Raw genomic sequence first — 12,816 nt, 5'->3', positions numbered from 1 at the left:
ATCGACGTAAAAAATCACTATGCCTACTATTAACCCATGGCTTTAGATCAACACATTGATTTATAAGCATGGAAATCCCCTGAGTGAAACAACGAATTGCTGTGTGTAGTCTTTGCCCATCTCCCACGATGGGCTTTTTTTTATCCTTCGCGCGCCACTCCACCAACCTTAACGCACCAACACATTATCTTCCCCGTCAAGGAACAAATAATATTGCACAAAATACTGTGACTCTCTTCAAGCCGAAATATCCACAGCAATGTTATTACTATTCTAACGTCTTTTATGAAGTGACCAAATAATGAACGCATTAGAGCTACAGGCGATCCGCCATATTTTTGCTATGACGGTGGAAGAAAGCGCGAGGTATATCGCGCGCGATGACAATGTTTCCGCCTGGCAACAATGGGAAAAGGGTGAAAGAGAAATTCCAGACGACATCATCCGCATTTGTTCAGAAATGAAAGCCAGGAGGAAGTTAAGAATTAATGCAATTATCGACAAAATAAATAACCGTATCGGTAATAACACCATGCGTTTTTTCCCCGATCTGAACGCTTTTCAGGCGGTTTATCACCACGATGGTTTTCTCGACTGGAAAATCTATCAGTCGGCTGCTGTTGAACTCTATGCTCACGATCTCGAGCGTATGTGTTAAGAGATTGCAACGCCATACCTATTTAGCCTCTTCGCTGAGTAACACATTATGAAAAACACCTATTTCTCCACTGCGATAGGGCTGTACCTAAATTACCTGGTTCACGGCATGGGGGTCATTCTGATGAGCCTCAATATGTCTTCGCTGGAACAACAGTGGCAAACCAATGCTGCGGGCGTCTCGATTGTTATTTCCTCACTCGGTATCGGCCGCTTAAGCGTTTTATTAGTGGCAGGGATGCTTTCCGATCGCTACGGTCGCAGACCATTTATTATCCTTGGTATGACCTGCTACCTGATTTTCTTTATTGGCATCATAAATACTCACAGTATTGTTCTTGCCTATGCTTTTGGTTTTTTAGCAGGAATGGCAAACAGTTTTCTCGATGCCGGAACCTATCCCAGCCTGATGGAGGCGTTCCCCCGCTCACCCAGCACGGCCAATATTTTGATAAAAGCCTTCGTCTCCAGCGGTCAATTCCTGCTGCCAATGATTATCAGTCTGCTGGTGTGGGCCGAACTTTGGTTTGGCTGGTCCTTCCTGCTGGCTGCAGCCGTTATGGTACTCAACGGCGTATTTTTGTTTCGCTGTCGGTTTCCGCCACACCCCGGGCCTCATACCGTCATCCGGGCTCAACCTGCAGAACGGGAAACCGCACAACCTGAACATCGTTGCTCCCTGCTCGACCTTGCCAGTTACACCCTGTACGGCTACATCGCAATGGCAACATTTTACCTGGTAAGCCAGTGGCTGGCGCAATACGGACAGTTTGTCGCCGGAATGTCCTATACGTTATCTATCAAACTGTTAAGCATTTATACCTGCGGCTCTCTACTGTGTGTGCTGATCACCGCTCCGCTGGCGCGAAAAGCAGAACGCGCGACATCGATGCTGATGCTGTATACGTTTATCTCATTTGTCGCACTGCTGATGGTTTGTCTGCATCCGACACCCTACGTGGTCATTATCTTTGCGTTTGTCATCGGTTTTTCTTCCGCCGGGGGCGTTGTGCAAATCGGTTTAACGCTTATGGCCGCACGCTTTCCGCATGCGAAGGGTAAAGCGACCGGGATTTACTATAGCGCGGGCAGCATTGCGACCTTCACCATTCCATTGATAACAGCAAAACTATCAGAAACCAGTATTGCTCACATCATGTGGTTTGATACTGGCATAGCTGCTGTCGGGTTCCTGTTGGCGTTGTTTATTGGTTATCGCAGCCACATCGCGTCAAAGCATCAGCTAAAAATGATACAAGCCGTAGAATAGCGTGGATGCAATATTGTTCCCCCCTTCTGCAAAATAATTGGCATATATTTTAAAACATCAGCAAAACACCGGCTGGCAGAGTTCAATTTCACAGTGTGTTATGCAATATACCTGGTAACTTAAACGCCATGCTATGTAGGTTCTGTGGCTGCCGCCCGGTATATTAATTGCAAGGTCGCCGCAATTTAAACAATATCGACGAGCACAGAACAATTTTAAAATCCGCAAGGAGTTGTGAAAATGTCTCAAAGCAAGACCTTTAATACGCCATTTCTTTTGGCGATAACCTGTATTTATTTAAGTTATTTCCTACACGGTATTAGCGTCATAACACTGGCGCAAAATATGACCTCTCTTGCAGAAAAGTTTTCCACCGACAATGCAGGAATTGCCTATTTGATTTCAGGCATTGGTCTGGGGCGACTGGTGAGCATCTTATTCTTTGGCGTGCTCTCAGATAAATTTGGTCGTCGGGCTATCATTCTGTTAGGGGCGATTCTTTATATACTGTTCTTCTTCGGTATTCCCGCCAGCCCTAATCTGATGATTGCCTTTATTCTGGCCGTTTGCGTTGGCGTGGCAAACTCGGCACTGGATACCGGTGGGTACCCGGCGTTAATGGAATGCTTCCCTAAAGCCTCTGGCTCAGCCGTTATCCTGGTAAAAGCTATGGTCTCGTTTGGGCAGATGATCTATCCCATCGTCGTCAGCACCATGCTGCTCAACCATATCTGGTACGGTTATGCGGTCATTATCCCGGGTGCGTTGTTTGTAGTCATTACCCTGATGCTGCTAAAAAGTCGTTTCCCCAGCCAGATGGTGGATGCTGGCATCGCGAAAGATCTGCCACAGATGAACAGTAAACCGTTGGTCTGGCTGGAAGGTGTGGCATCCGTCATGTTTGGTGTTGCTGCCTTTTCGACTTTTTACGTCATCGTAGTCTGGATGCCGAAATATGCGATGGCCTTTGCCGGTATGGCAGAATCCGACGCCCTGAAAACAATCTCTTACTACAGTATGGGTTCGTTGGTCTGCGTATTTATCTTTGCCGCACTGTTGAAAAAATGGGTACGGCCTATTTGGGCGAATGTATTTAACGCCGGACTGGCAACCATCACCGCAGCCGTCATCTATTTATACCCATCTCCGTTGGTATGTAACGCAGGTTCATTTCTCATTGGATTCTCTGCCGCTGGCGGTATTTTACAGCTCGGTGTCTCGGTGATGTCGGAGTTCTTTCCCAGGAGCAAAGCCAAAGTCACCAGTATTTATATGATGATGGGTGGCGTAGCTAACTTTATTATCCCATTAATCACCGGATACCTCTCTAACATTGGTCTGCAATACATTATTTTGCTGGACCTTGCATTTGCTCTGTTGGCTTTTGTCACCGCCATCATCGTCTTTATTCGTTACTACCGCGTATTTGATATCCCCAAAAATGATGTGCGGTTGGGCGAGCGTTATTTTCAATAAATTGTTTAGAAGGAGTATCAAATGGACGTAACTGCAAAATATGAACTGATTGGTTTGATGGCCTACCCTATCAGACACAGTCTGTCGCCTGAAATGCAAAATAAGGCATTAGAAAAAGCGGGATTGCCATTCACTTACATGGCGTTTGAAGTCGATAACTCAACGTTTGCTAATGCCATTGCCGGGCTGAAGGCCTTAAAGATGCGGGGTACCGGGGTCTCAATGCCGAACAAGCAGCTGGCATGTGAATATGTTGATGAATTAACACCTGCAGCCAAGCTGGTCGGCGCAATTAACACTATCGTCAATGATGATGGTTACCTGCGTGGTTACAATACCGATGGCACGGGCCATATTCGTGCAATTAAGGAAAGTGGTTTCGATATCAAAGGTAAAACCATGGTACTGTTGGGCGCAGGCGGTGCGTCGACGGCCATTGGTGCACAGGCAGCGATTGAAGGCATCAAAGAAATTAAACTCTTTAACCGCCAGGATGAATTTTTTACCAAAGCGCAGGAGTTTGCCAAACGCGTCAATGAAAACACCGACTGCGTGGTCACCGTTATCGATCTCGCCGATCGCCAAGCTTTTGCTGACGCACTTGCCAGCGCAGATATTTTGACCAACGGCACTAAAGTCGGCATGAAGCCGCTGGAAAATGAATCTCTCGTGACCGACGCTTCCCTGCTGCGTCCGGAACTGCTGGTAACCGAATGCGTCTACAACCCGCATATGACCAAATTATTGCAGCAGGCACAAAATGCTGGTTGCAAAACAATTGATGGTTACGGCATGTTGTTGTGGCAAGGGGCTGAACAGTTCAAGCTCTGGACCGGGAAAGATTTCCCACTGGATTATGTGAAACAGGTTATGGGTTTTGCCGCCTGACGGGCAAGCATTTGTACAATAGTTAAAGGGTAATCAATGAAAACCGTAACCGTAAGAAACCTCGTTATTGGCGAGGGTGCGCCGAAGATCATTGTCTCGCTGATGGGTAAAGACATCGCAACGGTAAAAAGCGAAGCGCTGGCCTATCGCGAAGCGGATTTCGACATTCTGGAATGGCGCGTAGACCATTTCACCGATGTCTCTTCCATTGAGGCGGTGTTGGAAGCTGCGCGCACCATCCGCGATGTGATGGCTGACAAACCACTGCTTTTCACCTTCCGTAGCGCCAAAGAAGGCGGTGAACAGGCTCTGTCTGTTGAGCACTATATTGCACTTAACCGCGCGGCAGTAGACAGCGGTCTGGTGGATATGATCGATCTGGAACTGTTTACCGGAGACGAACTGGTCAAAGCGACCGTCGAGCATGCGCACGCGAAAAATGTCTTTGTGATTATGTCCAATCACGATTTTCATAAGACACCAGCCGCGGAAGAGATTGTTCAGCGCTTGCGTAAAATGCAGGAACTGGGCGCAGATATCCCGAAAATTGCCTTGATGCCGCAAAATAAAGCGGATGTTCTGACGCTGCTTAGTGCCACGCTGGAAATGCAAGAACGCTATGCCGATCGCCCGATAATTACCATGTCGATGGCTAAAACAGGGGTGATTTCACGTCTGTCTGGTGAGATTTTCGGTTCAGCGGCAACCTTTGGGGCAGTAAAAAAAGCCTCCGCACCAGGACAAATTTCGGTCACCGACCTGCGTACTGTATTGACAATATTGCATCAGGCTTAATTACAGATATATCCATATAAATATCAGTAATGCCCTACCCCAGATATTCGTCTAACCACGGATATCTGGCCAGTAATTAAGCGTTATTATATAACTCACAATATTATTGTCGAATATAGCGACAGGTAGACGCACGCATATAATCTGGAGTTCACATGAAATTTTCAAGACCAAATCGTATAGATGGTCGGGTACCCGTATTATCCGCTGCAGATGCAGTCAATTATATTCCTGATGAAGCAACTCTTTGTGTATTAGGTGCAGGCGGGGGTATTCTCGAAGCAACAACATTAATTAATGCACTGGCTGAAAAATATAAAAACTCTCAGTCACCACGAAATTTAGCGTTGATTAGTCCTACAGGCTTGGGTGACCGTGCCGACCGGGGAATTAGCCCGCTGGCACAGGAAGGCTTAGTCAAATGGGCATTATGCGGACACTGGGGACAATCACCACGAATCTCCGACCTGGCGGAACAAAATAAAATTGCTGCCTATAACTATCCTCAGGGTGTATTAACCCAAACCCTGCGTGCATCGGCGGCTCACCAGCCAGGTATCCTCAGTGATATCGGCATCGGTACATTTGTTGATCCTCGCCAACAGGGCGGTAAGCTGAATGAAGTGACCACCGAAGATCTGATCAAATTGGTGGAAATTGATAACAAAGAGTACCTGTATTACAAAGCCATTGCGCCAAACATCGCCTTTATTCGCGCCACCACCTGTGACAGTGAAGGTTACGCCACCTTTGAAGATGAAGTTATGTATCTCGATGCGCTGGTGATTGCCCAGGCCGTACACAATAACGGCGGCATTGTTATGATGCAGGTGCAAAAAATGGTGAAGAAAGCCACGTTGCATCCGAAGTCGGTACGTATTCCAGGCTATCTGGTCGATATTGTGGTCATCGACCCCGACCAAACGCAACTGTACGGTGGCGCGCCGGTTAACCGCTTTATCTCTGGCGATTTTGTTCTTGATGACAACCAGCAAACTTCCCTGCCGCTCAATCAGCGTAAACTGGTGGCCCGACGCGCCCTGTTTGAAATGCGCAAAGGTGCGGTCGGCAACGTTGGTGTAGGCATTGCGGATGGCATTGGTCTCGTCGCGCGCGAAGAAGGCTGTGCTGACGATTTTATTCTGACAGTCGAAACGGGTCCGATTGGCGGCATCACCTCTCAAGGTATTGCTTTCGGTGCCAACGTCAACACCCGCGCCATTCTGGATATGACCTCCCAGTTTGACTTCTATCACGGTGGCGGGCTGGATGTGTGCTATTTAAGTTTTGCCGAAGTGGATCGCCACGGCAACGTCGGCGTACATAAATTCAATGGCAAAATCATGGGTACCGGCGGTTTTATCGATATTAGCGCCACCTCCAAAAAAATTATTTTCTGCGGCACGTTAACTGCCGGAAGTCTGAAAACGGAAGTTGCCGATGGCAAGTTAAATATTGTGCAGGAAGGTCGGGTGAAAAAATTCGTCAACGAATTACCTGAAGTGACTTTCAGCGGAAAAATTGCTCTCGAACGTGGACTTGATGTGCGTTACATCACTGAGCGCGCTGTATTTACGTTAAAAGCAGATGGTCTTCATTTAATCGAAATTGCACCGGGAGTCTCTTTACAGGAAGACATCCTGGACAAGATGGATTTCACGCCAATTATTTCGCCAAATCTGAAGTTGATGGACGAAAGATTATTTATCGATGCCTCGATGGGTTTTGTATTACCCGACGCCGCCAATTAAAAGGAGTACCATGATGGACTTTTCTTTAACTGAAGAACAAGAACTGCTACTTGCCAGTATTCGAGAACTGATTACCAGCAATTTCCCGGAAGAATATTTCCGTACCTGTGATCAGACGGCGACCTACCCGAAAGAGTTTATGCGTGCCCTGGCGGACAACGGTATTTCGATGCTGGGCGTTCCGGAAGAGTTTGGTGGCATCCCGGCGGATTACGTCACACAGATGCTGGCGCTGATGGAAGTTTCAAAATGCGGCGCACCCGCTTTTTTGATCACTAACGGTCAGTGCATTCACAGTATGCGTCGTTTTGGATCCGCCGAACAGCTGCGTAAGACCGCAGAAAGCACCATGGAAACTGGCGATCCAGCGTATGCGCTGGCATTAACCGAACCGGGAGCGGGTTCCGACAACAACAGCGCGACCACCAGTTACACTCGCAAAAACGGTAAGGTCTATCTCAACGGGCAGAAAACCTTTATCACCGGCGCGAAAGAGTATCCATATATGCTGGTACTGGCCCGCGATCCAGAACCAAAAGATCCGAAAAAAGCCTTTACGCTGTGGTGGGTCGATTCGAAGAAACCCGGCATTAAGGTTAATCCGCTGCACAAAATCGGTTGGCATATGCTCAGCACATGCGAAGTCTATCTTGATGACGTTGAAGTGGATGAAAGTGATATGGTCGGAGAGGAAGGCATGGGTTTCCTCAACGTCATGTACAACTTCGAGATGGAACGTTTGATCAACGCTGCGCGCAGTACCGGTTTTGCTGAATGCGCCTTCGAAGATGCCGCCCGTTACGCCAACCAGCGCATCGCATTCGGTAAGCCAATTGGTCACAATCAGATGATCCAGGAAAAACTGGCGCTGATGGCGATTAAAATCGATAACATGCGCAATATGGTGTTAAAAGTCGCCTGGCAGGCCGATCAGGAACAGTCTCTGCGCACCAGTGCAGCGCTGGCAAAACTGTATTGTGCACGTACTGCAATGGAAGTGATTGATGACGCCATTCAGATTATGGGTGGGCTGGGTTACACCGACGAAGCACGCGTTTCCCGCTTCTGGCGTGATGTCCGCTGTGAACGCATTGGCGGTGGTACAGATGAAATCATGATTTACGTCGCGGGTCGCCAAATCCTGAAAGATTATCAGAATAAGTAAGCAGTAATACTTGCCGGATAGCGCAAATGCGTTATCCGGCACGTGCCAGGTGAATCATATTTCTGGCATCAGACATTCCTGTTCTACAAGGTTATTTTTAAACTGCTTACGATAATCGCTGGGGGTACAACCCACATGCCGCTGAAAGAGTTTGGCAAAGTGATCGACGTTTTCATACCCTACCCGCCAGGAAATTTCTGCCAACGAGGACTCCGTATTCGTCAGGGCAAATTTTGCCTCTGTCATTCGCCGCTGAATCACATAATTAATCGGCGAAATACGATACTCCTTAGTAAACTCGTGACAGATATAGCTCACGCTGGCACGAAATTTCTTAGACAACTGTTCCAGCGTAATTTTCTCTCGGAAATTGTTATTTAAATAAACCAACACATCTTTAATTAAAATATCTTTTTTAATATATCCCTGCTCAGAACGATAAGCATTTTTAAAGTTTTCGTAATATAAAACGGTTAATGCATAAGCGAAGGCGTCATAAGCGGAAGACGTCAGGTTATTCTTGCTCTGCGGGAGCATAACACTCAGTTCATTAAAGATACTTTTAATAACCTCTTTGCCCTGGCTGACGCTAATAACCGGACACGAGTGCATCTGCAAGAGTTGGTTCTCCTGCCAGTCGTTGAAACGAAAGCCGTAGAGCGCACAGGTGTAAGTGGTTGCAGGTGCGCTGCTATCTGAAGCAACCGCATGTAACCGCCCTTGTTCTATCACCACGATATCACCCGCATGCGCGACATACAGCGAAGAGTCGATAATTAGTCTTGCGACACCCTTTTTTACATAGATAAGCTCTGTTTCATTGTCATGAACATGATGGCCCGACTCCCAGTTAGGATCATCACTGATGACGAATCGCGAAAATCTCGGGGTTTTCCCCTGTTCAAAAAGGGTCTCCATGGCATTATCAAAACAGCGTTGATACATGACAACCTCCACCGAAAGGCAGTTATTTTGCGGATAATTAATATCGAAAAGTAAAAACGATGATGACGTTATACAACGTTATTCTGTCAAGGCGAAACAAAATTATTTGCGTCGTCTGCAAGATGACACCTCCAACTCCAGCACGCTGCTCGTGCAAATTGTTTTTATTTTAAAATAATAGGAAAGTATAAATGTTATTAAGTCAGCAATAATAATTTACACACCAGAAACAAAGTGCGTGCAGAATCGCATAAAAATATGATCCATTTCTCAAAAAAGCGCCTCGATTTTATTTCCATGTTTATCACTTTAACACCCGACGTCTTCTTTACGTTCATAAACTCAGCATTCCTAAAGTCCTTTTTTTTGCAAGATTGTTGGGAATGAAAACAGATTGCCCCGTCGAAAACAGTCTCCCTCTGCCGCACACTATTTTCAGTCAATTTTCCCTACTGTTGATGATGGCACTCCCCGTCATCATCCACACGAGAATCACTGGAGATGCCATGAAACTAATAACCTGCTTTAAGTTGGTGCCTGAAGAACAGGACATTGTTGTTACCCCACAACGTTCGCTTAACTTTGACCGGGCCGATGCCAAAATCAGTCAGTTTGATTTGAATGCAATAGAGGCCGCGACGCAACTTAGTGCGGAAGGTGATGAAATTGTCGCCTTAACGGTTGGCGGCTCGCTACTGCAAAACTCCAAAGTGCGTAAAGACGTACTGTCCCGCGGGCCGGACAGTTTGTTTATGGTGCAGGATCCCCAACTGGAGCATTCATTACCGCGAGACACGGCTCAGGCGCTGGCCTGCGCGGCCAAAAACATTGAATTCGACCTGATGCTGTTCGGCGAAGGGTCTGGAGACATCTACGCCCAGCAGGTTGGCTTACTGGTTGGCGAACTCTTACAACTTCCGGTGATTAACGCCGTCAGCAACATCCAACGTAACGGCGATCGCATTGTGGTTGAACGTACGCTGGAAGACGAAGTTGAAGTGATTGAACTGTCGCTCCCCGCCGTGCTGTGCGTAACCTCGGATATCAACACGCCACGTATTCCCTCGATGAAAGCCATTCTGGGCGCAGGTAAAAAACCGGTCACACCGTGGCAAGCCAGCGATATTGGCTGGACACCTGCCTCACCGTTAGCAGAACTGGTGAGCCTCACCGTTCCGCCACAAACAGAACGTAAGCACATCATTCTGGAAAATGACTCAGCAGAAGCCATCGCCGAGCTGGCTGAACATCTGAAAAAAGCCCTGAACTAAGCCCAACGGAGAGAAATTATCATGAGTAAATTAGCTAACGTATGGGTGTTCAGCGATAACGTAGAACGCTATGCAGAATTAATGTCCGGCGCACGCCTGTGGGGTGAACAGGTACACCTTATTGTACAAGGCAACGAACAGGCCAATCAGGTTAAACCTCTGGGTGCCGATGAGATTGTCGTGCTTGAAACAACGTCTGGTTTACAGCGTGTTGAAAATTTTGCCGAGACCATCGCCGCCCTGATACAAGAAAATACCGGGCTATTGCTGATGCCAGCTACTAAACGCGCTAAATCCCTTGGTGCACGGTTAAGTATTCAACTCAATGCAGCGATGGTAAATGACGCCACGTCGGTAACGCTTGATGATGGCTCACTGTTCGCAGAACACCGTATGTACGGTGGCCTGGCATTCGGCAAAGAAAAAATCAAAACAACTCAGGCAATTATCACTCTTGCCCCAGGCGTACTTGAACCGGTAGAGGCTAATGCTTCACATACCTGCCCTGTTGTCTCTGCACCTTACATCGCACCGCACCATGAAATTATGTGCCAGGAACGTCGCGCCAAATCCGTGAGCAGTGTGGATCTCAGCAAAGCCAAACGTGTGGTGGGTGTGGGCCGCGGCCTGGTTGCGCAAAACGATCTGGAGATGGTGCACCAGTTGGCATCTGTACTGGGTGCAGAAGTGGGTTGTTCACGACCGATTGCCGAAGGCGAAAACTGGATGGAACGCGAACGCTACATCGGCGTTTCTGGCGTGTTACTGAAATCGGACCTTTACCTCACCCTCGGCATTTCAGGACAAATTCAGCATATGGTCGGCGGTAACGGCGCGAAAGTCATTGTCGCCATCAACAAAGATAAGAAAGCCCCTATTTTCAATTACGCCGATTACGGACTGGTCGGCGACATCTACAAAGTCGTTCCGGCTCTTATCGAGCATCTCAGCCGCTAACCCCACTTTTAACGCACATATCCCGCTGCCCTCGCAGCGGGAAGGGAGCATAAAGCATGTCAGATGAAAAATTTGATGCCATTGTGGTCGGTGCTGGCGTGGCGGGTACGGTTGCAGGCTACGTGATGGCTCAGGCCGGACTGGACGTGCTGGTCATCGAGCGCGGAAACAGTGCAGGTAGTAAAAATATGACCGGCGGAAGACTCTATGCACATAGTCTTGAGCGCATCATGCCGGGGTTCGCGCAGGAAGCGCCGCTCGAGCGTAAAGTCACCCGCGAAAAAATCTCCTTTCTGACCGAAGAAAGCGCCGTCACTCTCGACTTTCATCGTGAAAAGGCTGACGCACCAACGCAGGATTCGTATACCGTTTTGCGCAACAGACTTGACCCATGGCTAATGGAAAAAGCGGAACAAGCTGGCGTGCAGTTCATTCCCGGCGTGCGCGTCGATGCCCTGATCCGCGAAGGAAATAAGGTTACCGGAGTTCAGGCCGGCGACGATATCCTGGAAGCCAATATTGTCATCCTTGCCGATGGCGTCAACTCTATGCTGGGGCGTTCCCTGGGGATGGTTCCGCCCTCTTCTGCACATCACTATGCCGTTGGCGTAAAAGAGCTGATCGGCTTACCTCCAGCGGTCATTGCAGATCGCTTCAATCTTTCAGGTAATGAAGGCGCGGCCTGGCTGTTTGCAGGCTCACCGTCTGATGGGTTGATGGGAGGCGGATTTTTGTATACCAACCAGGACTCCATCTCTCTGGGTCTGGTGTGTGGTCTGGGGGATATTGCTCATGCCACAAAAAGTATTCCACAAATGCTGGAAGACTTTAAGCAACATCCAACTATTCGGCCATTGATTGCCGGTGGAGAACTACTGGAATATTCCGCGCATATGGTTCCGGAAGGCGGTCTGGCAATGGTTCCAAAGCTGGTCGATGACGGTGTGATGATCGTGGGCGATGCCGCCGGTTTCTGTTTGAACCTGGGTTTCACGGTGCGAGGTATGGATTTGGCCATCGCTTCCGCAGAAGCCGCTGCCCAAACAGCCATTGCAGCAAAAGAACGCCAGGATTTCTCTGCCAACAGCCTGATGGACTACAAGCGCGCGCTCGAACAGGGCTGTGTAATGCGTGATTTACAGCATTTTCGCAAGATCCCGGCGCTAATGGAAAACCCACGGCTGTTCACCCAGTATCCGCGTATGGTGGCCGACATCATGAGCGATATGTTCACCGTTGACGGACGTCCAAATCAACCGGTTCGCAAGATGATTATGTCCCACGCAAAACAAATCGGGCTGATGAACTTACTGAAAGACGGTATCAAGGGGGCAACTGCACTATGAATCAGGACAATACCGTTAACGTTGACGTCAAACTGGGCGTCAATAAATTCAATGTCGATGAAGGCCACCCGCACATTATCCTGGCCGAACATCCAGACCTTAATGAATTTCGCAAGCTGCTGAAAGCCTGCCCCGCCGGGCTGTATAAGCAGGATGAGAGTGGAAACATTCATTTTGATTCTGCTGGTTGCCTGGAGTGCGGAACGTGTCGAGTACTGTGCGGCGACACGATCCTCGACCAATGGGAATATCCGGTCGGAACATTTGGCGTTGATTTTCGCTACGGCTAATGGAT

At 48.3% G+C, this 12,816-nt stretch carries 12 protein-coding genes and 1 other RNA gene; 12 read left to right on the top strand and 1 reads right to left on the bottom strand.

Annotated features, from left to right (window positions below; translation table 11 throughout):
- The first annotated feature begins 36 nt into the window (after positions 1-36).
- The 8 genes from rprA (at position 37) to OGX89_RS22655 (ending at position 8,002) form a co-directional block, all read left to right on the top strand.
- Positions 37-144: antisense sRNA RprA (rprA, locus tag OGX89_RS22690), an RNA gene on the top strand.
- Positions 145-301: 157 nt separating this feature from the next.
- Complete coding sequence (locus OGX89_RS22685) at positions 302-658, top strand: YdiL family protein (protein WP_126956230.1); 357 nt, start codon at positions 302-304, stop codon at positions 656-658.
- 48 nt (positions 659-706) lie between these two features.
- Positions 707-1,927, top strand: coding sequence for an MFS transporter (locus tag OGX89_RS22680; RefSeq protein WP_003832629.1), 1,221 nt, complete (start codon positions 707-709; stop codon positions 1,925-1,927).
- Positions 1,928-2,167: 240 nt separating this feature from the next.
- Positions 2,168-3,403 (top strand): MFS transporter, encoded by a 1,236-nt coding sequence (locus tag OGX89_RS22675; RefSeq protein ID WP_003832627.1) that lies wholly within the window; start codon positions 2,168-2,170, stop codon positions 3,401-3,403.
- A gap of 21 nt (positions 3,404-3,424) precedes the next feature.
- Positions 3,425-4,291 carry a quinate/shikimate dehydrogenase gene (gene ydiB, locus OGX89_RS22670; protein ID WP_063941508.1) on the top strand — a complete coding sequence of 289 codons (867 nt, stop codon included), beginning with the start codon at positions 3,425-3,427 and terminating at the stop codon, positions 4,289-4,291.
- A 36-nt stretch (positions 4,292-4,327) separates the two neighbouring features.
- The gene (gene aroD / locus OGX89_RS22665) at positions 4,328-5,086 is read left to right on the top strand and encodes a type I 3-dehydroquinate dehydratase (protein WP_003832623.1); all 759 of its coding nucleotides are present in this window, start codon (positions 4,328-4,330) and stop codon (positions 5,084-5,086) included.
- Positions 5,087-5,241: 155 nt separating this feature from the next.
- The gene (locus OGX89_RS22660; RefSeq protein WP_003832621.1) at positions 5,242-6,837 is read left to right on the top strand and encodes an acyl CoA:acetate/3-ketoacid CoA transferase; all 1,596 of its coding nucleotides are present in this window, start codon (positions 5,242-5,244) and stop codon (positions 6,835-6,837) included.
- 13 nt (positions 6,838-6,850) lie between these two features.
- Entirely contained in the window at positions 6,851-8,002 is a 1,152-nt protein-coding gene (locus OGX89_RS22655; protein ID WP_003832619.1) for an acyl-CoA dehydrogenase, read from the top strand.
- Between the two features lie 54 nt (positions 8,003-8,056).
- Here the strand turns inward: OGX89_RS22655 and OGX89_RS22650 are convergent, their stop codons facing one another.
- Positions 8,057-8,947, bottom strand: coding sequence for an AraC family transcriptional regulator (locus OGX89_RS22650; RefSeq protein ID WP_126956229.1), 891 nt, complete (start codon positions 8,945-8,947; stop codon positions 8,057-8,059).
- Between the two features lie 506 nt (positions 8,948-9,453).
- Here OGX89_RS22650 and OGX89_RS22645 point away from each other — a divergent pair.
- From OGX89_RS22645 to OGX89_RS22630, 4 genes are read left to right on the top strand one after another with little or no spacing between them, the layout of a single operon-like run.
- Positions 9,454-10,218, top strand: coding sequence for an electron transfer flavoprotein (locus tag OGX89_RS22645; RefSeq protein ID WP_003832614.1), 765 nt, complete (start codon positions 9,454-9,456; stop codon positions 10,216-10,218).
- Between the two features lie 21 nt (positions 10,219-10,239).
- Positions 10,240-11,175, top strand: a complete 936-nt coding sequence (locus OGX89_RS22640; protein WP_003832612.1) for an electron transfer flavoprotein subunit alpha — start codon at positions 10,240-10,242, stop codon at positions 11,173-11,175.
- 56 nt (positions 11,176-11,231) lie between these two features.
- Complete coding sequence (locus OGX89_RS22635; RefSeq protein ID WP_003832610.1) at positions 11,232-12,521, top strand: FAD-dependent oxidoreductase; 1,290 nt, start codon at positions 11,232-11,234, stop codon at positions 12,519-12,521.
- The gene (locus tag OGX89_RS22630; RefSeq protein WP_003832609.1) at positions 12,518-12,811 is read left to right on the top strand and encodes a ferredoxin family protein; all 294 of its coding nucleotides are present in this window, start codon (positions 12,518-12,520) and stop codon (positions 12,809-12,811) included. The genes OGX89_RS22635 and OGX89_RS22630 overlap by 4 nt, the downstream gene beginning before the upstream one ends.
- Positions 12,812-12,816: the final 5 nt, after the last annotated feature.

Source organism: Citrobacter sp. Cpo103 (genome assembly GCF_030332605.1).
Classification (GTDB): domain Bacteria; phylum Pseudomonadota; class Gammaproteobacteria; order Enterobacterales; family Enterobacteriaceae; genus Citrobacter; species Citrobacter portucalensis.
This window is presented reverse-complemented; position numbering and strand designations above follow the sequence as displayed.

Coding starts and splice junctions, on each gene's coding strand:
- OGX89_RS22685 (WP_126956230.1), top strand. CDS start 302: ATGAACGCATTAGAGCTACAGGCGATCCGCCATATTTTTGCTATGACG.
- OGX89_RS22655 (WP_003832619.1), top strand. CDS start 6,851: ATGGACTTTTCTTTAACTGAAGAACAAGAACTGCTACTTGCCAGTATT.
- OGX89_RS22680 (WP_003832629.1), top strand. CDS start 707: ATGAAAAACACCTATTTCTCCACTGCGATAGGGCTGTACCTAAATTAC.
- OGX89_RS22675 (WP_003832627.1), top strand. CDS start 2,168: ATGTCTCAAAGCAAGACCTTTAATACGCCATTTCTTTTGGCGATAACC.
- OGX89_RS22635 (WP_003832610.1), top strand. CDS start 11,232: ATGTCAGATGAAAAATTTGATGCCATTGTGGTCGGTGCTGGCGTGGCG.
- OGX89_RS22650 (WP_126956229.1), bottom strand. CDS start 8,947: ATGTATCAACGCTGTTTTGATAATGCCATGGAGACCCTTTTTGAACAG.
- OGX89_RS22630 (WP_003832609.1), top strand. CDS start 12,518: ATGAATCAGGACAATACCGTTAACGTTGACGTCAAACTGGGCGTCAAT.
- aroD (WP_003832623.1), top strand. CDS start 4,328: ATGAAAACCGTAACCGTAAGAAACCTCGTTATTGGCGAGGGTGCGCCG.
- OGX89_RS22640 (WP_003832612.1), top strand. CDS start 10,240: ATGAGTAAATTAGCTAACGTATGGGTGTTCAGCGATAACGTAGAACGC.
- ydiB (WP_063941508.1), top strand. CDS start 3,425: ATGGACGTAACTGCAAAATATGAACTGATTGGTTTGATGGCCTACCCT.
- OGX89_RS22645 (WP_003832614.1), top strand. CDS start 9,454: ATGAAACTAATAACCTGCTTTAAGTTGGTGCCTGAAGAACAGGACATT.
- OGX89_RS22660 (WP_003832621.1), top strand. CDS start 5,242: ATGAAATTTTCAAGACCAAATCGTATAGATGGTCGGGTACCCGTATTA.